Origin of the sequence: Rhizobium sp. YTU87027, from assembly GCF_050644135.1 — a bacterium.
Taxonomy (GTDB): Bacteria; Pseudomonadota; Alphaproteobacteria; order Rhizobiales; family Rhizobiaceae; genus Rhizobium.
The window spans coordinates 3,287,623-3,310,618 of record NZ_CP098440.1; the positions used below are offsets into that span (position 1 = coordinate 3,287,623).

A 22,996-nucleotide genomic window follows, 5' to 3' on the forward strand; every position below is an offset into this window, starting at 1 on the left:
GTATCGCTGTGTCGCTATTCAAGGTCTATGCAAGAGCTTTGCGCTATCTTGGCGCCTACAAGCTCCGCGTATCCCTGGTCGTTATCGCGAATATCGTGCTTGCCGCGATCACAATCGCCGAACCCATTTTGTTCGGCCGCATCATCGATGCGATCTCGGGCAAGGGCGAAGTGAAACCCATCCTTTTCATGTGGGCCGGTTTTGCCGTCTTCAACACCATAGCATTTGTTCTGGTCGCGCGTGAGGCGGACCGGCTGGCTCATGGCCGCCGCGCCACGCTGCTGACGGAGGCGTTCGGCCGCATCATCTCGATGCCGCTGTCCTGGCATCATCAGCGTGGCACGTCGAATGCGCTGCATACGCTGCTGCGTGCATGCGAAACGCTCTTCGGCCTTTGGCTTGAGTTCATGCGCAACCACCTGGCGACCGCCGTAGCGATCGCGCTTCTGGTGCCGACCGCGATGTCGATGGACCTGCGTCTTTCGGGCGTGCTTGTCGTGCTTGGCGTGGCCTACTGGCTGATCGGCCGTCTCGTCATGAGCCGCACCAAGGATGGCCAGGCGTCGGTCGAGAACCACTACCATACGGTATTTTCGCACGTCAGCGACTCGATCAGCAACGTGTCGGTTCTGCACAGCTACAACCGCATCGAGGCGGAGACCAAGGCGCTGAAGTCCTTTGCCGACCGCCTGCTGCAGGCTCAGTATCCGGTTCTCGACTGGTGGGCGCTGGCCGGCGCAATGAACCGCATGGCATCGACCATCGCCATGATGATCATCCTGGTGATCGGTACGCTGATGGTTCAGTCCGGCGAGCTCCGCATCGGTGACGTCATTGCCTTTATCGGCTTTGCGAACCTGCTGATCTCGCGTCTCGATCAGATGCGTCAATTCGCCACGCAGATTTTCGAGGCCCGCTCGAAACTCGAGGATTTCTACTCGCTCGAAGACTCGGTCCGTGAACGCGAAGAGCCGGCAGGCAATGCCGATATCGCCGACGTGAAGGGCGAAGTCGAATTCCGCAACGTGTCGTTCCGCTTCGGCAATACCGCACAAGGCCTGCACAACGTGTCGTTCACCGCCAAGGCTGGCCAGACGGTTGCGATCGTTGGCCCGACCGGCTCGGGCAAGACGACGATGATCAACCTGTTGCAGCGCGTCTACGATCCGGACAGCGGCCAGATCCTGGTCGATGGCCACGATACGACGAAGATCACCCGCAAGTCGCTTCGCCGCTATATCGCAACCGTGTTCCAGGATGCCGGCCTGCTCAACCGCTCGATCAGTGACAACATTCGCCTCGGCCGGGAAGGCGCTTCGGATGAAGACATGCGTCGCGCAGCCGAAGCTGCTGCCGCAGCCGACTTTATCGAGACACGCGAAGATCAGTACGACACCCATGTCGGCGAGCGCGGCAACAAGCTCTCGGGCGGTGAACGTCAGCGTGTTGCGATCGCCCGCGCCATCCTCAAGGATGCGCCGATCCTGGTGCTGGACGAAGCCACGAGCGCGCTTGACGTCGAAACGGAAAACCGCGTGAAGGCCGCAATCGACAACCTGCGCCAGAACCGCACGACCTTCATTATTGCGCATCGCCTTTCGACGGTTCGTGAAGCAGACAAGGTCCTGTTTTTGGATGGCGGCCGTGTCGTCGAAGAAGGCAGCTTCGAAGAACTCAGCCAGAGCAACGGTCGCTTCGCTGCGTTGCTCCGTGCGAGCGGCATCCTGACGGATGAGGAAGTTCGCAAGGCACACACGACAGAAGCCGCCTGATCGGAAGCAGGCAAATCGATTGATCGAAGCCGGATGGTCCTGCCATCCGGCTTTTTTCTTGCCCACCGGCGATCATTTTCTAAATATCGGAAACGAAACCGCGGGGAGGTCGTATGCAAGTCAGACGAATTGTCGCCAATCTTCAAACTCCCAGCCCGGCCGTCGCAAGCGCATTCTATCGGGATATCCTCGGGCTGGATCTCCTGATGGATCACGGCTGGATCGCAACTTACGGCTCGAGCCAGCAGATGTCAGTTCAGGTCAGCTTCGCAAGCGAAGGCGGCGCTGGAACGCCGGTTCCAAGCCTGTCGATCGAGGTCGATGACGTCGATGAGGCACACGCAGCCATGCGTACTGCCGGTTTCGAAATTTGTTACGGCCCGACAGACGAGCCGTGGGGCGTACGCCGTTTCTATGTTCGCGACCCCTTCGGAACCCTAGTGAATATCCTTTCCCACAAGTCCTGAATGCTCCCTGCATCACGGCAAGCGCGCGACGGTTCTTGCCTGCGACAATCTGCGCGACGGCGTTAGACTAAAGTCATAATCCCAAAGCCGCTCTCTGTATGAGGGAGCTTTTCTGTCACACTCTCGTCAGGCGAACCGCGACCTCGGGGTATGCTTTGAGGAGAGTATGGTCGCGCGCCGCGTTTCACATCGCTCTGTGGAGGACAGAAAATGGCAAATGTCGCAAGCGTCGACGGCACAAAAGCCGGCCCGATGACGGGCGAAGAGAAGAAGGTTATCTTCGCCTCGTCGCTCGGTACCGTTTTCGAATGGTACGACTTCTATCTTTACGGTTCGCTCGCCACCTATATTGGCGCGACCTATTTCACGCAGTATCCGGAAGCAACACGAAACATCTTCACGCTTTTGGCCTTTGCCGCCGGCTTCTTGGTGCGCCCGTTTGGCGCGCTCGTCTTCGGCCGCCTCGGCGATCTCGTCGGGCGCAAGTATACGTTCCTGGTGACGATCCTCATCATGGGCCTCTCGACGTTCCTCGTCGGCGTCCTTCCCGGTGCAGCGACGATCGGAATCGCAGCACCCATCATCCTGATCGGACTTCGCCTGCTGCAAGGTCTTGCGCTCGGCGGTGAATATGGCGGCGCGGCAACATACGTGGCCGAGCATGCGCCAAATGGGCGCCGTGGCTACTTCACCTCATGGATTCAGACAACGGCAACGCTCGGCCTCTTCCTGTCGCTTCTCGTCATCGTCGGCGTCCAGTTCTTGATGGGCAAGGAAGCCTTTGCGGCATGGGGCTGGCGCATTCCGTTCCTCGTCTCCGTCGTGCTCCTCGGCGTTTCCGTCTGGATTCGACTGAAGATGAATGAATCTCCGGCTTTCCAGCGTATGAAGGCCGAAGGCAAGGGGTCTAAGGCACCGCTGACGGAAGCTTTCGGGCAGTGGAAGAATGCCAAGATCGCGCTGATCGCGCTTCTCGGCGCGACGATGGGTCAGGCAGTCGTCTGGTACGGCGGCCAATTCTATGCGTTGTTCTTCCTGCAGAACGTGCTCAAGGTCGACCTGCAGGCGGCAAACATCATGGTCGCCATTGCACTCTTCCTTGGCACGCCCTTCTTCATCGTCTTCGGCGGCCTGTCCGACAGGATCGGCCGCAAGCCGATCCTCATGGCCGGCCTCTTGATTGCGGCCGTCACCTACACCCCGCTGTTCAAGGCAATGACCTGGACCGCCAATCCGGCGCTTGCTGAAGCCCAGGCCTCGGTCCGAGCAACCGTGACGGCCGACGCTGCTGACTGCAAATTCCAGTTCAACCCGACAGGAACGTCGAAATTCACCAGCTCCTGCGACGTGGCGACGGCCTTCCTGACCAAGAACTCGGTACCTTACGATGTTGTGCCAGGCCCGGCGGGACAGCCGGCGACAGTCAAGATCAACGACGAGACAATCACCAGCTTCGATGCCGTTGCAGCCGGCGACAAGGCAAAGGCAATGACCGGCGCTTTCGAAAAGAGCGTCAATATCGCCCTGCATGATGCCGGTTATCCGCTGAAACGCGGCGCCGTCAAAGTTCCGGATGCAAAGCTGGACGCCTTCATCGCGGCCAACCCGGAACTTGCACTCAACGCCGATGCAGTACGCGCCGGCGACAAGCAGACGGTCCCAGCTGACAAGCTTGTCGCCGACAAGCTTCTGACGGCCGACGAAGCTAAGGGCGCCACCGACATGGCGGTCTACACCATCGCCAATGGCGGCAGCTTTGCGATGACGGCTGACCCGGCCCGCGTCAATTGGATCGGCACGATTGCCATTCTGTTCGTGCTCGTTCTCTATGTGACGATGGTCTACGGTCCCATCGCCGCCCTGCTGGTCGAACTCTTCCCGACCCGCATCCGCTACACCGGCATGTCGCTGCCTTACCATATCGGCAACGGTTGGTTCGGTGGCCTGCTGCCGGCAACGGCCTTCGCAATGAGCGCCGCTACCGGCGATATCTACTTCGGCCTCTGGTATCCGATCGTCTTCGCGGCGATCACGCTGGTCATCGGCCTGATCTTCCTGCCGGAAACCAAGGACCGCGATATCCACGCGATGGATTGAAACGGGGGAAGACTGCAAACGCGAACCCGGCGCTCACAAGGCGCCGGGTTTTTCATTTATGGAACTCAGAGAAGGCGGCTTAGCCGCGGTGTCGGCCAGCCGCCATCGCGATCGATGGAGAAAACTAGGCCGAAGCGCGCGAAGAGGACGGAAGTGGCAAAGGCAAACCAGGCGCCCAGCGCAAGGCCAGCCACAACATCGCTTGGATAATGCACGCCGATGATGATGCGCGTAGCGCCAAGCCAGAGCCCTATACCGATGAAACCAAGGCGAAAGCGCGGGAAGAGAAGCGCGAGCGCCACGAACAGCGCGCCAATGTTGGCCGAATGTCCAGAGGGAAAGCTCTGGTGTAGGAAATCCATGTTGAAGGGCGCGAAGCTGAAAATCCCCTCCTGATCATAGAGTAATGGTCGCGCCCGGCCGATCGCGTCCTTCAGGAGGTTGGCGGCGATGCTGGTGAACAGCACGCTCAGCGCGACATAGGCCGTCATCTGCCCAAAATAGACCATGCGAAACCGTCTCCGGACCTTCCAAAGTCGACGACGGACAAGATAGCCCGTGGCGAAGATCGTAGAGAGGCCGGCAAGAATCCAGGCGAGCCTGCCGACATCGGTAACATCGCCGGCAATCGAGATCAGTGGCGGCGCCAGATCCTTGGCTGCCAGGCCGAGCGGGCGATCGAAAACGAAGAAGGCGATGGCAATGGCATTGACTGCCGAAAACGCAAATCCCTTCCAGGGAACCCGCCGATGGATCGTGCGCCGCGCCTCGTAGCGCTTTCGCAGATAACTCCAGAAATTTGGCTTACGATCGACCGTCTCGCTCATTCCACTCCGCTCTTTCCTCAATGCAGAAGGGAGATAGGAGCGGTAACAACTGCCTTCAAGCAAAGACCTCCCGCATCGATCGATGCGAGAGGCCCAAAGCATGTTTCACGTGAAATATCAGGCAGAAAGCGCCTTGAACTCGGCGAGGATCGCGTCGCCCATCTCAATGGTTCCAACCTTCGTGCAGCCTTCGGCCATGATGTCGCCGGTGCGAATGCCCTTGTCGAGCACATTGGCGATCGCCTTTTCGAGGTTGTCGGCTTCCTTCACGAGGTTGAAGGAATAGCGCAGGCACATCGCAAAGGAAGCGATCATCGCGATCGGATTGGCAATGCCCTTGCCGGCAATGTCAGGAGCCGAACCATGCACCGGCTCGTAGAGCGCCTTGCGCTTGCCGGTCTTGGCATCCGGAGCGCCGAGCGAAGCGGAGGGCAGCATGCCGAGCGAGCCCGTCAGCATGGCGGCAACGTCGGACAGCATGTCGCCGAACAAGTTGTCGGTGACGATGACGTCGAACTGCTTCGGCGCGCGCACCAGCTGCATGCCGCCCGCGTCAGCCAGCATATGCTCGAGCTTGACGTCTGAATACTTGTCCTTGTGCGTCGCGGTGACGACCTGGTTCCACAACACGCCCGACTTCATGACGTTGCGCTTTTCCATCGAGCAGACGCGGTTCTGGCGCGTGCGGGCCATTTCGAAGGCCACGGCCGAGATGCGCTCGATTTCGTATGTATCGTAGACCTGCGTGTCGATAGCACGTTTCTGGCCATTGCCGAGATCGGTGATGGTCTTCGGTTCGCCGAAATAGACACCGCCGGTGAGCTCGCGGATGATCAGGATATCGAGGCCTTCAACGAGCTCCGGCTTCAGCGAGGAAGCGGAAGCGAGCGCTGGGTAGCAGATGGCCGGACGCAGGTTGGCGAAGAGCTCTAGATCCTTGCGCAGGCGCAGCAGGCCGGCCTCGGGGCGCACGTCATAGGGAACGTCATCCCACTTCGGGCCACCGACGGCGCCGAAGAGAACCGCATCAGCGGTAAGCGCCTTCTGCATGTCGCTTTCGGAGATCGCCGCACCATGCGCGTCATAGGCGCTGCCGCCGACCAGGCCTTCGTCGGTGACGAAGCCTGTATTCATTGCCTCGTTCATATAGGCAATGATCTTGCGGACCTCGCCCATGGCCTCTGGGCCGATGCCGTCGCCCGGCAGCAGGAAAAGATTGCGCGCTGTCATGAAACCCTCCGCGGAAAAACAAGTTGCGGCTTCTTAGACCCGCAAAAACGGCATTTCAAGCGAGTGGGAGGCCGATTCGGTACGGTTGCGGAATTACGGTGAGATCGCTCGTTGACCGATCAACGCAAGCGGGTCCACAAGGAGAGCATCGCCAAGCTCATCGGATACCGCCATGCCATCTGCACCACTCCACCTCGACACCCCGCTTTTCCGCACCTCCGCCGATTACAGCGCGAGCAACAAGCCGCTTTGGCTGAAGCTCGATGCGCTGCAGCCCTCAGGAAGCTTCAAGCTTCGCGGCGTCGGCAGGCTTTGCCAGCATGAAATCGAAAACGGTGCCCAAGAGATTTTCTGCGCCTCCGGCGGTAATGCCGGGATCGCTGCAGCCTATGCCGGACGAGCGCTCGGCATTCCGGTCACGATCGTCGTGCCCGAGACGACATCGGCGGAAGTGCGTCAATCGATCGAGGCAACCGGCGCCGCGGTTATCGTCCACGGAACGGTGTTCGATGAAGCCAACGCTTTCGCGATCGAGCAAGCGAAGGCCAGCAAGGCCGCCTATGTGCACCCGTTCGACCATCCGCTTCTGTGGGAAGGGCATGGCACATTGATCGACGAGGTTGTCGCCAAAGGTGCCTACTTCGATTGCGTCATCACGAGCGTCGGCGGCGGCGGATTGCTTGCGGGCATCGTTGCCGGCCTTCAGCGAAATGGCTTGTCTGATGTGCCCGTCATTGCCGTCGAAACCGAAGGGGCCGCGTCCCTCCATGCCAGCCTTGCCGCAGGAGAGCGCATCACCTTGCCGGGTATTACCTCCATCGCCAGCTCGCTCGGCGCACGCCAGGTAGCCCAGCACGTCTTCGACCTGCCAAAACACCACCCCATCGAGAGCGTGACAGTCACCGACGCACAGGCAGTCGCCGCCTGCCTGAAGTTCGCCGATGCCTATCGTATTCTGGTCGAACCCGCCTGCGGAGCCGCACTCGCGGTCGCCGACGTGCATCCCGATATCCTCGCCCGCTTCAACAATCCGCTGATCGAAGTCTGCGGCGGCATCGGCGTCTCGCTGGAGAAGCTCAAGGCCTGGAAAGAACGGCTGCTGTAAGCCGCCAAAGAAAAAGCCGGGCGAAAACCCGGCTTTGACCATGCTATGTTTTGTCAGACTTAAGCTGCCCAGGGGCGCGATGCCGTGTTCTTGGCTTCGAAGTTGTCGATCGCCTTGCCCTTCTCGAGCGTCAGGCCGATATCGTCGAGGCCGTTCAGCAGGCAGTGACGCTTGAACTCGTCGAGATCAAACTTGATCGAGCCACCGTCCGGACCGGTAATTTCGAGGTTTTCCAAGTCGACCGTCAGGATTGCGTTGGAACCGCGCGAGGCGTCGTCCATCAGCTTGTCGAGATTTTCCTGACTGACCTTGATCGGCAAAATGCCGTTCTTGAAACAGTTGTTGTAGAAGATGTCGGCGAAGCTGGTCGAGATGACGCAACGGATACCGAAGTCGAGGAGCGCCCACGGCGCATGCTCGCGCGAGGAGCCGCAACCGAAATTATCGCCGGCAACGAGGATCTTCGCATTCTGATAGGCCGGCTTGTTCAGCACGAAATCCGGGTTCGGCGAGCCATCTTCATTGTAACGAGCCTCGGCGAAAAGACCCTTGCCAAGACCGGTGCGCTTGATCGTCTTCAGATAGTCCTTCGGGATGATCATGTCGGTATCGATGTTGACAACCGGCAGAGGGGCTGCGACGCCCGTCAGCTTTACGAATTTGTCCATGGCCTGGCTCCAATATCAGCAGACGTAGTTTTGTTGATCAGCGTTTAGTCCAGATTGCCGCCGAAATGAAGGAAAATTTATATCGTAGGTGCGACTGCGCGCGGATTCGACGCGCAGCCGGCTATGGTCGACATGGGATCAGTTTGCATTCGCTGGCGCATTCATCGCCCAGAGAACCCCGAACGGGTCACGAAGCTGGCCGTATCGATCACCCCAGAACATCAACTGAACAGGCATGATCACCTCTGCGCCGGCAGCAACCGCACGATCCCACCAGAAATCGATATCGTCGATAACAAGCTGAAGGGTGAAGCCCTGGTGCCTTTCGAACGGGTGACCATGCTCGGGATAGGCATCGCATAGCATCAACGAGCTTCCGTTGATGTAGAGGTGGACATGCATCGTCCGCCCGTTTTCATCCGGAGGGACAACAAACGCCTCCTCGGTGCCAAACGCACGCCTGTAAAATTCCGCGGCCTTTAACGCACCATCGACCGTGACATACGGCAGCAAGCCGTTCTTGACCGGCGGCATCTTCATCGTGCCGGTTTCCGTTGCGGTATCCATACTGTCCTCCATCGTTTGATTGGTTCGGGCAGAAGCCCTGGCCTCTCAAAGACGCGGGAAGATCAGTCGAGCCGACAGCAATGTCGAAATTTTTCTGAAAGTGACCCGACGGTCAGAGGTCAATGATCGTGCCACGACCGTCATTCCAGATGCGCATGTTCTCGCCGGAATGAGATTTGGTCTTGGCGGTGGCGCGGATCGGCGCCGGTTTCATCTTCAACGAAAGCGCACGGCCAACCATAAGCACCGTCAGAATACCGCCGACTGCGAGCGTCACGGAAAAGGTGACGAACGCCAGCGCAACGAAGGCGGTGATGCCTGCGAGCAGGAGGAAGACGGAACGAATGCTTTGCATGAGTTTAGACCTTTCTTCGGAAAGGAATGTGGTCCTTCATTTCTTTCTCTGCAAGGTGAGCATGGCTTTTTGTTGTCTTGCCACCCATCACAAAGCTTGGCACACATTTGTGATGACCCGCAATTCTCCGACTCGTTCCTTGAATCTCCGCCGTTCGGTGCTGAGCGTTCCGGCCATCAATGCACGCGCACTGGAAAAGACCCGTGCACTCGATTGCGACGCCGTGATCTTCGATCTCGAAGACTCCGTGGCACCGGAGCGAAAGGCGGAAGCTCGCGAGAATCTGAAGGCCTTTTTTTCAGGCGCTCCTCTTCTGAACAAGGAGCGCATCATCCGCATCAATGCGCTTGACTCCATATTCGGCAATGCGGACATGGAACTGGTCCTGGCACTGGAGCCGGATGCCGTGCTCCTGCCGAAAGTGGACGAGCCTCAGGATGTGATGTCCATCAGCGACCGGCTCGCCGATGCCGACGCGCCGGAAAGCCTCCGCATCTGGGCGATGATCGAAACGCCCCGCGGCATTCTGAACGCGGCAGCGATTGCCGAAGCCGGGCGCACACCGGGCTCAAGACTCGATTGTTTCGTCGTCGGCCTCAACGACCTGCGCAAGGAAACAGGCGTCCTGCCGCAACCGGGCCGCACCTATCTCGTGCCCTGGCTGATGCAGGTGGTACTTGCCGTGCGCGCCTATGGCCTCGACGCAATCGACAGCGTCTTCAACGATTTCAAGGATGCCGATGCCTTTGATGCCGAATGCGCACATGCCCGTGCCATGGGCTTCGACGGCAAGATGCTGATCCACCCGGCTCAGATCGAAGCCGCCAATCTGCATTTCGGCCCCGATGAGGCGGCAATTGCCGAAGCGGAGGCGATCATCGCCGCCTTTGCCGACCCTGCTGCCGATGGCCTGAACGTCATCAATGCCAATGGTCGGATGATCGAGCGGCTGCACCTTGTCCAGGCGGAAAGTCTGGTTCATAAAGCTCGCCTGATTACAGAACGCCAAACGGCGAAGTGAAAGACGACTTTAGATGAAGCTTTATCGCCTTCTGACCGGCCAGGATGATGCCGCTTTCTGTCACCGCGTGACCGACGCCCTCAACAAGGGCTGGTCGCTGAACGGCTCGCCGTCGCTGACCTTCAACACCCAGACCGGCCAGGTGATGTGCGCTCAGGCGATCGTCAAGGAAGTCGAAGGCAAGGACTACCACCCGGACATGAAGCTGTCCGAACAGTAAGCGAAAGCTTAGCGTTCGCCCGCTTCTTCGGCGCTCGCCTCTATCCGTTCCATGTCGTCGTCGCTGAGACCGAAATGGTGGCCGATCTCATGGATGAGGACGTGAGTGATGATATCGCCCAGCGTCTCGTCGTTCTCAGCCCAGTAATCGAGGATCGGCCGCCGGTAGAGGCGGATACGGTTCGGCAATTCGCCGGTTTCCATCGTGAAACGCTCCGAGATGCCTCGGCCCTCAAAGAGGCCGAGAAGATCGAACGGCGTTTCCAGCGCCATGTCCTCGAACACGTCGTCGTCGGGGAAATCCTCGATCTCGATCGTCAGATTGGTGGTCAGCGAGCGGAACTCTTCCGGCAGGTGGCTATACGCCTCCATTGCCAACGACTCGAAAGTGCTGATCGTCGGCGCGTGGCGATCCCGCCAATCCTCGCTCTGGTCTATGCGGGCCATGAATATTCCTTCCTTTGCGGCCCATATAGAACCTTTGCGTACGATTTTCGAGAGCGGAATCAAAGGCAGGAATAAATTCACATCAAATGGCTGTTGACTCTTCGGCCCACCTCTGGAATCCATAAGAACATAACAGGAACATACGAGACTTGGAGAACGTCATGGCACAGTCGGCCGTGACGCGCGAGCGGCTTTTTGCGCTCCGCGAAACCATTGCAAAGCTTGAAGGAAAGCCCGCGCCGGCCTTGGCTGCCGCGGAAAGCGAAGCCTTGGTCGATAAGGGACTCTCCGCGAAGAACGAAAGCGTCCTGCGTCTCCCGCTTGGAATACCCGCGCTTGACGAGGCGATTGATGGCGGTCTACCGCTCGATGGGGTCACCGAGGTTCGCTCCGATCTTTTGCGCGAAGCCGGTGCCGGCAGCGGCTTTGTGCTGGCACTTGCCGCCATGCTGCAGAGCCAAGTGGAAGAGAGCCCCAGTGCATCGCTGCCGATCCTGTGGATCGCGGACATGGTTTCCACGATAGAAGCAGGCGTCCCTTACGCGGTGGGCCTGCGCGATTTCGGTCTGAAGTCGGACCAGTTCTTCTATGCCAGTCCACGCAAGCTTGAGGACGCTCTGTGGCTTGCCGAAGCGGCAGTCGAAAGCGGCGTCTTTTCTGCGACAATTCTGGAGGTTCGCGGCAATCCGAAGCCCTTCAGCCTTACGGAAAGCCGTCGTTTGAGCTTGCGGGCGAAAGCATCGAAACGCCCGCTTTTCCTGTTGCGGCAGGCTGGAGAGGAAGAGGCCAGCAGCGCTTGCCTCCGCTTCCTTGTCGCACCCGCGCCGGCGCAGGCGCGCCCCTTGCCGGATGGCACGATGCTGGGCGGTAGCATCGGCAATCCGGTTTTTCATCTCACCCTGGAGAAGAGCCGCAACCCGGCTCCCCTCTCCTTTCTACTGGAGTGGAACCCTCATGACCGCCGTTTTTTCGCCGTCTCACGATCAGTCGACCCTCGCCTTCCAGACGAACGCGCAGCGCATTCTGGCACTCCACTTTCCGCATCTTCCAACCGACCGGATATCAAGAAAGAAATGGGGGCTCTCCTGGCGTTCGCGCGGACGTCCTGAGGTCGCGCCGATTGTCTGTTCCAGCCGCCTCAACAATACCATGCGGCTGACAGCGCTCGACGAGGCAGCCGAAACCCTCAATCTCCGAAAGCATATGGGCGTCGCCGAAGCCCGCGCCATCTACCCCACGCTTGATGTGATCGAGGACGATCCGGCCGCCAACCAACGCTTCCTGGAAGCGATTGCCGACTGGTGCGATCGCTATACCCCGCTTGTCGCTCTCGACGGCGTGGATGGCCTGTTTCTCGACATTACCGGCTGCGCCCATCTGTTCGGCGGTGAGACGTCCCTTCTCAAGGATATTCTCGCAAGGCTCTTCCAGATGGGAATTGACGCCCGTGGCGCCATCTCCTCGTCGCCGGGATTGTCTTGGGCCATCAGCCGTTTCGGCCAAGGCGGCATTATCGAACATGGGGAGGCCGAGCAGGCGCTTGCGCCCTTGCCCGTCGCGGCCCTGCGTCTCGAAGAAGAAACCGTAAGCGCCCTGCATAAGATGGGACTCAAATATGTCGGCGATTTACTGAGTGCGCCACGCGCCCCGCTTGCCCGTCGCTTTGGAGGAGCATTGCTCTTGAGGCTCGATCAGGCGCTTGGAACAGATGAGGAGCCAGTCTCTCCACGCCTTCCGGTCGCGAGCCTCTCGGTCGAACGTCGCCTGATTGAGCCGATCGGAGCCGAAGACGATATCCTTGCGCTCACCGATCAGATTGCTGTCTCCCTGAAGCCCTCATTGGAAGCGCGTGGCGTCGGCGGCCGCATCTTCGAACTGGTACTATTCCGTGTCGATGGCAAGGTGTTCCGGATTTCTGCCGGGACCGCGCAGCCCTTGCGAGAGCCCAAGCGCATCGCCGCTCTCTTTGCCGAACGCCTGCAGGCAATTCACGACGATTTCGATGCCGGTTACGGATTCGAGATCCTTCGTCTCAACGTGCTCCTGCACGAAGATTTCGTAACGTCACAGGGTGATTTCGAACACCGCCAGCAGAAGGATGCGTCGCTTGCTGCCTTCGTGGATCGAGTTTCCGCCCGCCTTGGGGGGGACTGCTTGCAAACCTTCCAATTGCGGGAGAGCCACATACCCGAAAGAGCCGTCATTGCCGTGCCTGCAATCGATCAGCTATCCGCCCAGAAAACCCGAGAAGGACATCCGCCGCCGGCCAGGAACGAGCGACCCATCCGGCTATTGCGGAAACCGGAGCCGATGGACGCTTTTGCCGTCGAAGTCCCCGATGGCGCACCGGCAAGCTTTCGCTGGCGACGCATGCAGCATCGTGTCTTGAGGAGCGAGGGGCCGGAACGGCTGGCAATGGAATGGTGGCTCGATGGATCGGATGCTGAGGACCGAGACTACTTCCGGATCGAAGACGATCAGGGACGCCGCTTCTGGATCTATCGCCATGGCCATTATGAGCGTGACGCAGCACAGAACTGGTACATGCATGGGGTCATCGCCTGATGTCCGCCTTCTTCGAAATCGGCGCGAAGACCAATTTCTCGTTTCTGGAGGGCGCCTCCAAGCCTGAGGAAATGACCGTCCAGGCTGCCGTTTTGAAGCTTGGAGGACTTGGCATTGCTGACCGTAATTCGGTTGCGGGTGTCGTTCGGGCGCATGCCCAGTCAAAGGCGATCCAAAAGAAGTTCGAACGAATGAGAGCCGGACTTTTGGAGGAGCACGAAAAGAATGACGTCATTCTCGATCCGATCCGTTTCCAGCCGGGCGCCCGTCTGGTCTTTTCGGATGGAACCCCTGACATCCTTGCCTACCCCCGAAATCGTCAAGGTTGGGCGCATCTTTGCCGGTTGCTGAGCGCCGGAAACCTGAGAGCCGAGAAGGGAAAATGCATTCTGTCGGAAGCGGATCTAATGGAATGGGGCGACGACATGATGCTTGCGATCATTCCGCACCCGTCCATTGCTGATGATAACAATCACGCCGCGTTCGAAGCCTGTCTGGAGCGTTTCAGAAAGCGCTTCCAGAAAAACATCCACATGGCGCTCGCTCCCGCCTATGACGGCCGCGACAAGCGCATGTTTGCAACCGTCTCCATGCTGGCTGACCGCAGCCGTATCCCGCTGATCGCCACCAACCAGCCACTCTATCACGATACGACCCGCCGCCCTCTCGCCGATATCGTGACATCTATCAGGGAGCATGTTCCCATTCCCGAGGCTGGCTTTCTCCTGGCTCCGAATGCCGAACGCTATCTCAAGAGTGGCAGCGAAATTCTGCGCCTTTTCAGAGACTATCTGCACGCCGTAACAAACACAGGGAAGTTCTTTGGAAGCCTTTCCTTTTCACTCGACGAACTGGAGCACAACTACCCCCCCGAGAATGACGAGGGGGAAACGCCATATGAAACACTGGAACGTCTTACCAGATCAGGTGCCGCAAAGCGCTTCCCCGACGGCGTACCTGAGAAAGTTCGGAAGAACATTGAGTACGAGTTGAGCCTTGTTCGTCAGAAGCAATATGAACCGTACTTCCTGACGGTCCACAGGATCATCCAGTATGCCCGGCACGAGAAGAAAATCCTCTGCCAGGGTCGCGGCTCTGCGGCAAACTCGGTCATTTGCTATTGCCTCGAGATAACCGAGGTCAATCCGGAGAAGAGCACCCTGCTCTTCGACCGCTTCCTCTCGATGGACCGTGACGAGCCGCCGGATATCGATGTCGATTTCGAACATGAGAGGCGCGAGGAGGTCATCCAGCATATCTACGAAAAATACGGCAAGGAACATGCCGGCTTGACGGCAGGGGTAACGACCTACCGCACCAGGTCCGCCGGGCGCGAAGTCTCGAAGGCCTTCGGTCTTTCCGAGGACGTCCAGTCTGCCATCGGCAGCTTGGTCTGGGGCTGGTCGGAAGAGAAGCTGTCTGAGCGGGAAGCAAAAGCAGCCGGGCTCGAAACTTCCGATCCCATGACCAGGAACGTGCTGAAATATGCATCCGAGCTTCTCGGTTTTCCCCGGCACCTCACCCAGCATGTCGGCGGCTTCGTCATCACCAGGGACAGGCTGGATGAAGTCGTTCCGATCATGAAGACGGCAATGCCCGGGCGCTACATGGTCGAGTGGGATAAGGATGACCTCGACAATCTGAAGATCCTCAAGGTCGACATCCTGGCGCTCGGAATGCTGACCGCATTGAAGCGGGCATTCGATCTGCTTCTCCTGCACTACGACGTCAAGAAGACACTCGCCGATCTCGGCAACACCACGCATGAAGACGAGGAGCCGGTCTATGCGATGATGTGCCGGGCCGACACGCTTGGCGTCTTCCAGATCGAGAGCCGGGCGCAGATGAGCATGTTGCCGCGTCTGAAACCTAGAAAGTTCTACGATCTTGTCATCGAGGTTGCCATCGTCAGGCCCGGCCCCATTCAGGGCGATATGGTCCATCCATATCTCAAGCGCAGGGAAGAAAAGGCGCGCGGCATCCCGACGACATACCCGAGCCCTGAACTTGAGGGAGTCCTAGAGCGAACGCTCGGCGTACCACTGTTTCAGGAGCAGGCCATGCAGATTGCCATTACGGCAGCTGGTTTTAAGCCGGCTGAAGCGGATCAACTGAGACGCGCCATGGCAACCTTCAAACGAACAGGCACCATCGGCAATTTCGAAACGCGATTTATCGAAGGCATGGTCGCGAAAGAATACTCTCGTGATTTTGCCCAGCAATGTTTCAACCAGATCAAAGGTTTTGGCGAATACGGCTTCCCGGAAAGCCACGCCGCCTCTTTCGCCTTGCTCGTCTACGCCTCCTCCTGGGTAAAGGCTTACTATCCCGACGTTTTCTGTGCTGCGATGCTGAATTCGCAGCCAATGGGCTTTTATGCCCCCGCGCAGCTTGTCAGGGATGCCAGGGAGCATGGCGTTGAGATCAGGCCCGTCGACATCAATGAATCGAACTGGGACTGCTTGCTTGAGGAGGTCGAATTCAACAAGCGCGCAGTCGATTTCCGGCATGCCAGCATGCGGGATATCATCAAGACAAAGCGAGCCGTTCGGCTTGGCTTCAGGCAGATAAAGGGCCTTTCGGAAACAAGCATGGAGCAGCTCGTTGCCAATAGAGGCAAGGGCTATTCTTCCATCCGCGATCTCTGGCTGCGTTCAGGCCTGCAGAAAGCGGATATAGAACGGCTCGCTGATGCGGATGCTTTTCATTCCATAAAACTGTCGCGACGGGATGCACTCTGGGCCGTACGGGCGCTTGATGCGAAGAGCGCCGCGGAAAAGCTACCTCTGTTCGACCAGGTGAGCCACATCGACCTGCAGGTCGAGCCTGAGACCCTGTTGCCGGAAATGTTGGCTGGTGAACAAGTCGTCGAGGATTACCGCTACCTTTCGCTCTCCTTGAAGGGCCATCCCGTCTCATTCCTTCGAGATGAATTCCGCAAAGTCGGGGTCGTTCGGAATGTCGATCTTCTCACCGTCCCGAACGGCAGAAGGGTGACGATTGCCGGCCTGGTTTTGGTGCGTCAGCGCCCCGGCTCGGCCAAGGGCGTCATCTTCATGACATTGGAAGACGAGACGGGTGTTGCCAATGCCATTGTCTGGAAGAAGGTATTTGAGAAGTACCGCCCGATTGTCATGGGAGCACGGCTCGTGAAGATATATGGCAAGCTTCAAAGCCAGAGCGGCGTGATCCACACAGTCGTCGATCATATCGAGGATATGACGCCCGCACTTGGCATCCTGCAGAAGGAAGCCCGTCGTTTCGGCGTTAGTGATCGTTCGGATGAAGCGCTCAATCCAACGATGGATCCGCGCCAAAGGAAACTCGCAAATTCACTTGAGAAGGCAGTCATGGAGAAAAGGCTGATCTCAAGCAGCCATGTCGGAGCGATAGAAACAACTCAAGTCATGCCGAAAGGTCGCAATTTTCATTGACGAGAGATCATCAGGTCGTGACCTGCTGGGTCGCAGCACCCACGAAGAGCCTCTTTCGTTTCAACTGCAATGAATGGCCTCGTCCATCACTCGATTTTTCTTGACACTGGCCGTCTCCTTTTGCAGAAAAGACGATAGTGAATGTCATGTTTGGAATGACGCCGTGCTTGTCTGCAGCTGCAATTACATAACGGATCATGAAATCCGGGAAGTCATCACTGAGCTTCTCGAGCAAGATTGTTGGCAGCTGATCGTGCCTGCAAAGGTATACCACGCCATGGGAAAGCGCGGCCGCTGCTGTGGCTGCTTCCCAAACGTGGTCGATATTATCATCCAGACGACCGAGGAATATCACGCCCGTCACCACTCGACGGAAGCCGAAATATTTGATTTCATGTCCCGCCTGAGAAAATTCCATGAAGAAAACAGGAGAGCGGACATTGAAAGGCGACAAAAAAGTCATCGAGCGGCTTAACGAGGCCCTCTTTCTCGAACTCGGCGCCGTAAACCAATACTGGGTCCATTACCGACTTCTTGAAGACTGGGGCTACACCAAGCTCGCCAAGAAGGAACGGTCGGAATCCATTGAGGAAATGCATCACGCCGACCGCCTGGTCGCACGCATCATCTTCCTCGAAGGCCATCCCAACCTCCAGACCCTTGCTCCGCTTCGCATCGGCCAGAACGTCAAGGAAGTTCTGGAGGCCGATCTTGCCGGCGAATACGATGCGCGCACGGCTTACAAAAAGTCACGCGACATCTGTCACGAGGCCGGCGACTATGTCTCGATGAAGCTTTTTGAGGAACTCCTGGCAGACGAGGAAGGTCACATCGACTTCCTCGAAACGCAGCTGGAGCTGCTCGGCAAGATCGGCGAATCGAAGTACGGCCAGCTCAACGCCGACTCCGCCAACGAGGCCGAGTAACGATTGCCATGACCGGCAGCCCTCAGCCGCCGGTCATTTACTCTGCGGCACTTAGGCCAACCAGGTGCCTGAACTCGTCGACCACCTGCTCATAGACAGCCCGCTTGAAGGGCACAATGAGACCCGGCAGGCTCTCCATCGGCTTCCAATCCCAAGCATCGAACTCAGGCGCGTGGCCGCCGGGCGGCGGATTGATCGCGACCTCGCTCTCGTCACCATCGAAACGGAACGCAAACCAGCGCTGCGTCTGGCCACGGAACCTGCCCTTCAATCCGATGCCGATCAGCTGGGGTGGTAAATCATAGTTGATCCAATCCCGCGCCTCGGCGAGCAGCGTCACGGTGCGGATGCCCGTCTCCTCGTAAAGCTCGCGGTAGGCCGCCTCAAGGGGATCCTCGCCCTTGTCGATGCCACCCTGCGGCATCTGCCAAAGCTGCGGCGATCCGTCATACTCGGAATTTTCTTCCGGAATCCGTCGCCCTGCCCATACGAGGCCATGGCGGTTGAGAATCATGACACCGACGCAGGGGCGATACGGCAGGTCTTCGGCTTTGACGATCGGCTTGCTCATAGGCTATCTCTGTTCAAGGTCTTCTCGGATCATTGGTCAGCGCTGCTACACCGACAATCTCAATGCCTCGCATTGCCGCTTCCTGCGTCCATTGCGCGATGGCGTCAATGCTCTCATCGAAGGCGGCAGCGACGCCAATCGCCTGGCCGTTACGCTTCGCGACGCGTTCCAGTTCGTCCAGTTTCTGGATGATCGCGTTCACGTCAAGCTGCTTGTCCAACTGCACATCTGCGAAGGCGTAGGGCGCCTCTGTTCCCTTTGCGATCGCGGCGGTCTTGGACTGAGCCGACGTTCCGTCATCGAGAAACAGCAGCCCGCGCTTTCCGATATCGCGCATGACCGGCTCCATGGCGTTGGGGTCGGAGAGGAAGCGCCCACCCTGGTAGTTCATGATACCGGTATAGTTCGTGATCTCGCCCATCGCCCTGTGCAGGTTTTCGATATTCTTCGCAACCGACGTTGCCGTCAGCAGCGTGTCCGGGCCGGGATCATTTGCCGGGTAATCAAAAGGCTCGAACGGCACCTGCAATAGGATTTCGTGGCCACCACGGCGCGCTTCCTGCATCCAGCGCTGCAAGCTGTTGCCGCTGGCGGCAAAGGCGAAGGTGACCTCCTCCGGCAACTGCTGGATGGCCCGTTGTGTGCCCGTCTGGCTAAGCCCGAGACCGCTGACGACGATCGCGATGCGAGTCCCGTGAGCGCCGGACCATGGTCGCGCATACTGGTCCATCGGGCGACGTCCGTCTGGCCCGACGATCGGCAGCCGTCCCAACGGCGTGTCTTCCAGAAGCGCGTCGTTCGGTAGCGCCGCCATCCGTGGATCCTGCCCGACCTGTGAGGCATCGACCAACACCGGTCCATTTCCGTCGCGTTGTCTGGGGGAGTATTTCGTGACGACAGATCCGTCGCCGGTGACCATCCGCTCCACATTTGCGCCCGATCTCGGATCGGATGGCACCATGCCATTGGGAGCGGCAGCGGATGAAGTCTGCGACGGCACCTGATTCGGAACGGTGTCGGAAGGCGCAGCTGTCTGGTCCTGTGTCCACGGCACCTCTCGCTTCAATCCGTCGCCACGAAATGCCGTATAGAGCGACGTCGCTCCAATCAGGACGAGGCAGATCCCGGCGACAACACGCCCGGTGCGCAGAATACCCGGCCGTTGCGGCTTAGCCTTACGGCTCTGTCCTAGAGGGGCGTGCAGATCGGTATTCAAACTTCTTTCCCGCTTCAGAATCAGGACAGCAAAAAGGCGTCAGGCTGGACATACCATCCGGCCTGACGCCTCAAATTGCAATTACTTGGCGCTGACGGCCTTGTCCGGATTGGGCGGGAAGGCCGGATCGGTCTTCTTGCCGCGAAGCAGATCAAGCGCGTAGTTGAGCTGGACGTCGTCCTTCGGATCCGGCGGAATATAGGCAATCGAACCGGAGCCTTCGTCTGTCTCGCTCTGGCCCTTGATGTGCCCGCGCAGGCTCGACTCGCCTTCCGTGACCATCTTGCCCTTCAGGTCATCCGGAAGCGGCTCCTCGACCTTGATGTCAGGCGTGATGCCCGTGCCCTGGATGGAACGGCCGGACGGCGTGTAGTAGAGCGCTGTCGTTAGCCGCAGCGCGCCGTTTTCGCCGAGCGGGATGATCGTCTGAACCGAGCCCTTGCCGAACGAACGCGTGCCGAGAACAGTCGCACGACGCAGGTCCTGCAGCGCACCGGCAACGATTTCCGAAGCAGACGCCGAACCGCCGTTGATCAACACGATCACCGGCTTGCCATCCGTCAGGTCACCCGGACCAGCATTGAAGCGGCGGGTCTCGTCCGGATTACGACCGCGGGTGGATACCACTTCGCCACGCTGCAGCAGCGCGTCGGAAACCTGGATTGCCTGATCGAGCAGACCGCCCGGGTTTAGACGAAGATCGAGGACGTAGCCCTTCAGCTTGTCAGCCGGGACTGTCTTCTTGATCTTCTCAATCGCCTTCTCGAGATCAGGGTAGGTCTTTTCCGTGAAGGAGATGACGCGCAGATAGCCAACATCATCCTCGACGCGCGACTTCACGGCCTGAACCGCGACGACATCGCGAACGATCGTCAGCTCGATCGGCTTGTCGGCACCCTTGCGGATCAACGTCAGCTTGATCGGCGTGTTGACCGGACCACGCATCTTTTCGACCGCGTCTTCCAGCTTCAGGCCGCGAACCGATTGACCATCGATCTCGGAGATATAATCACCAGCAAGAACGCCGGCCTTGGCTGCAGGCGTGTCATCGATCGGCGTAATGACCTTGACGAGCTCGTCTTCCATGGTGACCTCGATACCGAGACCGCCGAATTCGCCCTTCGTCTGGGTCTGCATGTCAGCTGCATCCTTGGCATTCATATAGCTCGAATGCGGATCCAGCGAAGAAAGCATGCCATTGATGGCGTTTTCGATGAGTTTGTCTTCGGCCGGCGGCGTCACATACTGTGCGCGCACACGCTCAAAAACGTCACCAAAAACGGAAAGCTCCTTGTAAGTGGAGGCTCCGGCTGCTTCCGCAGGCACGCCCGCCGAATAGATGACGCTCATCGCGGTCGCACCCATTAATGCGCCGACCAGAACAAGAGAAGCCCTACGAATCATTGCGTGCCTTTCCAGTGTCTTTAGCGGTCCACCATGGTCGGGAATCGACCGGTTTTCCATCTTTTCGAAATTCAATGTAAAGCGTTGGACGGTTGGTTTCCAGCGCCAATGCAGTCGCGCTCGCCACTCTTTTTGCACCCATGGCGGCAAGCGGCTCGCCGGCGAAAACGAACTTGCCCTGACGCGTGCTGATCGTCTCCATTCCAGAGAGGACAAGGTGGTAGCCGTCGCCTGCGTCGAGGATGATCATCTGGCCGTAGCTGCGGAATGCACCCGCATAGACGACAAGGCCGTCTGCGGGAGCGGTAACCACCGTTTCCGGATTGGTGGCAAGCGTCATTCCCATCGCCTCATGGCCGGTTCCGTCGGCATCGCCGAACTGGCGGAGGACATCGCCTGCCACAGGCAATTCCAGTTTCGCCTTCAATTCTCCGAAGGGATATGCGGGCGCAATGCGGTTTTTATCAGGCACACCGCTCTCCGCGAGCGCCTTGGCGTGGGCACGCTGCTCGTCGGTGAGAAGCTTGCGGTTCTCCTCGGCTTGGCGGGCTGCAGCGGCGGCGTCGCGAACCGATGCGATCTCGGTTTCCATCGATGCGACCAGCCCCTCCAGGCTTGTCGCCTTGCTGGCAAGATCCTCCGAGCGCTTCTTCTCTGCATCCAGTTCCGCGGCGCTGCTGCGGCTCAGCTTCTCGTTCTCAGTGAGAAGCAAATCCATCCGTCGCTCTTCCTCGATGCTGTTCGTCATCGTGGCGGTGAAGGCAGATTTCTCCGCGGCACTTGCTGCCTGCAACGAAGACAGGTTGGCAAGATCGGCGACGAGCTTGTCGGTCTCCTTTCGGATACCGGGAACCACCGCGCCAAGCAGGATTGCGCTGCGGACCGAAGCGAGCGCATCGTCGGGTGTCACGAGGAGGGCCGGCGGCGGATTGCGGCCCATGCGCTGCAAGGCCCCCAGCACCTCGGCCAGCAAACCACGCCGTTCATGCAGCGACCGGCGAACCGCGTCTTCCTTTACACCCAGATCGGCCAGCTTCTTCTCGCTTTCCAGGATCTGCTTCTCAAGCGACTTGCGCCGCGTCGCTGAATCGATCAGCGCCTGACGAACGCTGCTGCTGTTCTTGTCCAGATCCGCGATGCTCTTCTGAAGCTCGGCGACCTTATCCGATGAAAGATCGATCGTTTTAGACAAGGCTTCGAGTTCAGTCCGCGTCTCGTCGCGCTTCCTTGCCAGATCAGCTGCCGGATCGGGCCGCTCCTGGGCGGCCGTGCCAGTTGTGGCGGCAGGCGTTTCGCCCGGCGGCATCTGCGCTGCGTCCGGCGCATCCTGAGCGACGGCGCGGTTCTCAACTGCTGCCACAGACACACTCAAGCCTACGGCCATGGCCGTCAGAATGACGTATTTTGGCTTGAACGCACGTGTCGGCATACGAACTTTGAAATCCTTTCAAATCGCGCGGAGATTAGGCTGATTTGGCGTTCTTTGCCAGATCGATTGAGGGTCCGCCACCTCCATGACGGACACGCCTGCGTGAGCAGTAAGGCCCATCATACGCGATGATAGGGATGGCCGGAAAGGATCGTCACGGCTCGATAAAGCTGTTCGGCGATCAGCGTACGAACCAACTGATGCGGCCAAGTCATCTTGCCGAGACAGAGGGTTGCATCGGCAAGGTTGTATAAAGACGGATCAAGACCGTCGGCGCCGCCGATGGCAATCATCAGGTCGCGCTTGCCCTGGTCGCGATAGTTTCCAAGGAGATTGGCAAACCCTTCGCTGTCCACCGCCTTGCCTCGCTCGTCCAACAAAATGAGAACACTGCCGTCCGCCAGCGACTTCTGCAGCATCGCCGCTTCGTCACGCTTGCGGGTATCGGCGTTCGACGCACGACTTTCGGCAACTTCGGCCACGCGGGAGAATTCGAGGCCGACCGCAGGGCCGGCCTTGGCAAAACGATCGAAATAGCGGGCCGCAAGATCCTTCTCGGGGCCGGACTTCAGCCGCCCCACTGCAAAAAGACCAACACGCATCATCCGCTCCCTGCAGCTCGGCATAGGCGGCACACACCTGCCGCCGGCCGGATTCGTCCGGCCAATAAAATGCC

Annotated in this window: 22 protein-coding genes; 11 read left to right on the forward strand and 11 right to left on the reverse strand. The window is 58.9% G+C overall.

Annotated features, from left to right (window positions below):
• The first annotated feature begins 8 nt into the window (after positions 1–8).
• From NBG89_RS16300 to NBG89_RS16310, 3 genes are all read left to right on the forward strand, one after another.
• Entirely contained in the window at positions 9–1,772 is a 1,764-nt protein-coding gene (locus tag NBG89_RS16300) for a glucan ABC transporter ATP-binding protein/ permease (RefSeq protein ID WP_431320792.1), read from the forward strand.
• 113 nt (positions 1,773–1,885) lie between these two features.
• Entirely contained in the window at positions 1,886–2,239 is a 354-nt protein-coding gene (locus tag NBG89_RS16305) for a VOC family protein (RefSeq protein WP_431320793.1), read from the forward strand.
• A 210-nt stretch (positions 2,240–2,449) separates the two neighbouring features.
• Positions 2,450–4,336, forward strand: a complete 1,887-nt coding sequence (locus NBG89_RS16310; RefSeq protein WP_431320794.1) for an MFS transporter — start codon at positions 2,450–2,452, stop codon at positions 4,334–4,336.
• Positions 4,337–4,401: 65 nt separating this feature from the next.
• Here the strand turns inward: NBG89_RS16310 and NBG89_RS16315 are convergent, their stop codons facing one another.
• Together NBG89_RS16315 and leuB are read right to left on the reverse strand one after the other, a co-directional pair.
• Complete coding sequence (locus NBG89_RS16315) at positions 4,402–5,163, reverse strand: phosphatase PAP2 family protein (protein ID WP_431320795.1); 762 nt, start codon at positions 5,161–5,163, stop codon at positions 4,402–4,404.
• A 117-nt stretch (positions 5,164–5,280) separates the two neighbouring features.
• The gene (gene leuB, locus NBG89_RS16320; RefSeq protein ID WP_431320796.1) at positions 5,281–6,393 is read right to left on the reverse strand and encodes a 3-isopropylmalate dehydrogenase; all 1,113 of its coding nucleotides are present in this window, start codon (positions 6,391–6,393) and stop codon (positions 5,281–5,283) included.
• 172 nt (positions 6,394–6,565) lie between these two features.
• Here leuB and NBG89_RS16325 point away from each other — a divergent pair, with 172 nt between their 5' ends.
• Complete coding sequence (locus NBG89_RS16325; RefSeq protein WP_431320797.1) at positions 6,566–7,498, forward strand: pyridoxal-phosphate dependent enzyme; 933 nt, start codon at positions 6,566–6,568, stop codon at positions 7,496–7,498.
• A 59-nt stretch (positions 7,499–7,557) separates the two neighbouring features.
• Here the strand turns inward: NBG89_RS16325 and leuD are convergent, their stop codons facing one another.
• The 3 genes from leuD to NBG89_RS16340 form a co-directional block, all read right to left on the reverse strand.
• Positions 7,558–8,166: a 3-isopropylmalate dehydratase small subunit gene (gene leuD, locus NBG89_RS16330; protein ID WP_431320798.1), complete on the reverse strand. Its 609-nt coding sequence runs from the start codon at positions 8,164–8,166 to the stop codon at positions 7,558–7,560.
• A 138-nt stretch (positions 8,167–8,304) separates the two neighbouring features.
• Positions 8,305–8,733 (reverse strand): VOC family protein, encoded by a 429-nt coding sequence (locus tag NBG89_RS16335; protein WP_431320799.1) that lies wholly within the window; start codon positions 8,731–8,733, stop codon positions 8,305–8,307.
• A gap of 112 nt (positions 8,734–8,845) precedes the next feature.
• A complete protein-coding gene (locus NBG89_RS16340) occupies positions 8,846–9,088 on the reverse strand; it encodes a hypothetical protein (protein ID WP_431320800.1) in 243 nt (80 codons plus the stop codon).
• A 112-nt stretch (positions 9,089–9,200) separates the two neighbouring features.
• Between NBG89_RS16340 and NBG89_RS16345 the strand changes: the two genes are divergently transcribed.
• On the forward strand, positions 9,201–10,109 hold the full coding sequence (locus NBG89_RS16345) for an HpcH/HpaI aldolase/citrate lyase family protein (RefSeq protein WP_431320801.1): 909 nt from the start codon (positions 9,201–9,203) through the stop codon (positions 10,107–10,109).
• Positions 10,110–10,122: 13 nt separating this feature from the next.
• The gene (locus tag NBG89_RS16350; protein WP_018855932.1) at positions 10,123–10,329 is read left to right on the forward strand and encodes a DUF1737 domain-containing protein; all 207 of its coding nucleotides are present in this window, start codon (positions 10,123–10,125) and stop codon (positions 10,327–10,329) included.
• An 8-nt stretch (positions 10,330–10,337) separates the two neighbouring features.
• On the opposite strand, the gene NBG89_RS16355 is transcribed toward NBG89_RS16350, so the two are convergent.
• Entirely contained in the window at positions 10,338–10,775 is a 438-nt protein-coding gene (locus tag NBG89_RS16355) for a metallopeptidase family protein (protein ID WP_088693093.1), read from the reverse strand.
• A 161-nt stretch (positions 10,776–10,936) separates the two neighbouring features.
• Between NBG89_RS16355 and NBG89_RS16360 the strand changes: the two genes are divergently transcribed.
• From NBG89_RS16360 to bfr, 5 genes are all read left to right on the forward strand, one after another.
• On the forward strand, positions 10,937–11,884 hold the full coding sequence (locus NBG89_RS16360) for an ImuA family protein (RefSeq protein WP_431320802.1): 948 nt from the start codon (positions 10,937–10,939) through the stop codon (positions 11,882–11,884).
• Positions 11,885–11,924: 40 nt separating this feature from the next.
• The gene (locus NBG89_RS16365; protein WP_431322716.1) at positions 11,925–13,340 is read left to right on the forward strand and encodes a Y-family DNA polymerase; all 1,416 of its coding nucleotides are present in this window, start codon (positions 11,925–11,927) and stop codon (positions 13,338–13,340) included.
• Positions 13,340–16,774, forward strand: a complete 3,435-nt coding sequence (locus NBG89_RS16370; protein ID WP_431320803.1) for an error-prone DNA polymerase — start codon at positions 13,340–13,342, stop codon at positions 16,772–16,774. The genes NBG89_RS16365 and NBG89_RS16370 overlap by 1 nt, the downstream gene beginning before the upstream one ends.
• Before the next feature lie 73 nt (positions 16,775–16,847).
• A complete protein-coding gene (locus NBG89_RS16375) occupies positions 16,848–17,249 on the forward strand; it encodes a (2Fe-2S)-binding protein (RefSeq protein WP_088693096.1) in 402 nt (133 codons plus the stop codon).
• Complete coding sequence (gene bfr, locus NBG89_RS16380; protein ID WP_431320804.1) at positions 17,215–17,700, forward strand: bacterioferritin; 486 nt, start codon at positions 17,215–17,217, stop codon at positions 17,698–17,700. Before NBG89_RS16375 ends, bfr begins: the two co-directional genes overlap by 35 nt.
• Before the next feature lie 37 nt (positions 17,701–17,737).
• On the opposite strand, the gene NBG89_RS16385 is transcribed toward bfr, so the two are convergent.
• From NBG89_RS16385 to rlmH, 5 genes are all read right to left on the reverse strand, one after another.
• A complete protein-coding gene (locus tag NBG89_RS16385; protein WP_431320805.1) occupies positions 17,738–18,271 on the reverse strand; it encodes an RNA pyrophosphohydrolase in 534 nt (177 codons plus the stop codon).
• A gap of 13 nt (positions 18,272–18,284) precedes the next feature.
• Positions 18,285–19,487, reverse strand: a complete 1,203-nt coding sequence (locus tag NBG89_RS16390; protein WP_431320806.1) for a divergent polysaccharide deacetylase family protein — start codon at positions 19,485–19,487, stop codon at positions 18,285–18,287.
• Positions 19,488–19,568: 81 nt separating this feature from the next.
• Positions 19,569–20,891, reverse strand: a complete 1,323-nt coding sequence (locus NBG89_RS16395; RefSeq protein ID WP_431320807.1) for a S41 family peptidase — start codon at positions 20,889–20,891, stop codon at positions 19,569–19,571.
• On the reverse strand, positions 20,881–22,320 hold the full coding sequence (locus tag NBG89_RS16400) for a murein hydrolase activator EnvC family protein (RefSeq protein WP_431320808.1): 1,440 nt from the start codon (positions 22,318–22,320) through the stop codon (positions 20,881–20,883). The genes NBG89_RS16395 and NBG89_RS16400 overlap by 11 nt, the downstream gene beginning before the upstream one ends.
• A gap of 119 nt (positions 22,321–22,439) precedes the next feature.
• Positions 22,440–22,922 carry a 23S rRNA (pseudouridine(1915)-N(3))-methyltransferase RlmH gene (rlmH, locus tag NBG89_RS16405; protein ID WP_431322717.1) on the reverse strand — a complete coding sequence of 161 codons (483 nt, stop codon included), beginning with the start codon at positions 22,920–22,922 and terminating at the stop codon, positions 22,440–22,442.
• Positions 22,923–22,996: the final 74 nt, after the last annotated feature.

What these genes read in the sequence shown, in the direction of transcription:
- NBG89_RS16305 (WP_431320793.1), top strand. Translation starts at nt 1,886, where the DNA reads ATGCAAGTCAGACGAATTGTCGCCAATCTTCAAACTCCCAGCCCGGCC.
- NBG89_RS16310 (WP_431320794.1), top strand. Translation starts at nt 2,450, where the DNA reads ATGGCAAATGTCGCAAGCGTCGACGGCACAAAAGCCGGCCCGATGACG.
- NBG89_RS16315 (WP_431320795.1), bottom strand. Translation starts at nt 5,163, where the DNA reads ATGAGCGAGACGGTCGATCGTAAGCCAAATTTCTGGAGTTATCTGCGA.
- leuB (WP_431320796.1), bottom strand. Translation starts at nt 6,393, where the DNA reads ATGACAGCGCGCAATCTTTTCCTGCTGCCGGGCGACGGCATCGGCCCA.
- NBG89_RS16325 (WP_431320797.1), top strand. Translation starts at nt 6,566, where the DNA reads ATGCCATCTGCACCACTCCACCTCGACACCCCGCTTTTCCGCACCTCC.
- leuD (WP_431320798.1), bottom strand. Translation starts at nt 8,166, where the DNA reads ATGGACAAATTCGTAAAGCTGACGGGCGTCGCAGCCCCTCTGCCGGTT.
- NBG89_RS16335 (WP_431320799.1), bottom strand. Translation starts at nt 8,733, where the DNA reads ATGGATACCGCAACGGAAACCGGCACGATGAAGATGCCGCCGGTCAAG.
- NBG89_RS16340 (WP_431320800.1), bottom strand. Translation starts at nt 9,088, where the DNA reads ATGCAAAGCATTCGTTCCGTCTTCCTCCTGCTCGCAGGCATCACCGCC.
- NBG89_RS16345 (WP_431320801.1), top strand. Translation starts at nt 9,201, where the DNA reads ATGACCCGCAATTCTCCGACTCGTTCCTTGAATCTCCGCCGTTCGGTG.
- NBG89_RS16350 (WP_018855932.1), top strand. Translation starts at nt 10,123, where the DNA reads ATGAAGCTTTATCGCCTTCTGACCGGCCAGGATGATGCCGCTTTCTGT.
- NBG89_RS16355 (WP_088693093.1), bottom strand. Translation starts at nt 10,775, where the DNA reads ATGGCCCGCATAGACCAGAGCGAGGATTGGCGGGATCGCCACGCGCCG.
- NBG89_RS16360 (WP_431320802.1), top strand. Translation starts at nt 10,937, where the DNA reads ATGGCACAGTCGGCCGTGACGCGCGAGCGGCTTTTTGCGCTCCGCGAA.
- NBG89_RS16365 (WP_431322716.1), top strand. Translation starts at nt 11,925, where the DNA reads ATGCGGCTGACAGCGCTCGACGAGGCAGCCGAAACCCTCAATCTCCGA.
- NBG89_RS16370 (WP_431320803.1), top strand. Translation starts at nt 13,340, where the DNA reads ATGTCCGCCTTCTTCGAAATCGGCGCGAAGACCAATTTCTCGTTTCTG.
- NBG89_RS16375 (WP_088693096.1), top strand. Translation starts at nt 16,848, where the DNA reads ATGGCCTCGTCCATCACTCGATTTTTCTTGACACTGGCCGTCTCCTTT.
- NBG89_RS16385 (WP_431320805.1), bottom strand. Translation starts at nt 18,271, where the DNA reads ATGAGCAAGCCGATCGTCAAAGCCGAAGACCTGCCGTATCGCCCCTGC.
- NBG89_RS16395 (WP_431320807.1), bottom strand. Translation starts at nt 20,891, where the DNA reads ATGATTCGTAGGGCTTCTCTTGTTCTGGTCGGCGCATTAATGGGTGCG.
- NBG89_RS16400 (WP_431320808.1), bottom strand. Translation starts at nt 22,320, where the DNA reads ATGCCGACACGTGCGTTCAAGCCAAAATACGTCATTCTGACGGCCATG.
- rlmH (WP_431322717.1), bottom strand. Translation starts at nt 22,922, where the DNA reads ATGCGTGTTGGTCTTTTTGCAGTGGGGCGGCTGAAGTCCGGCCCCGAG.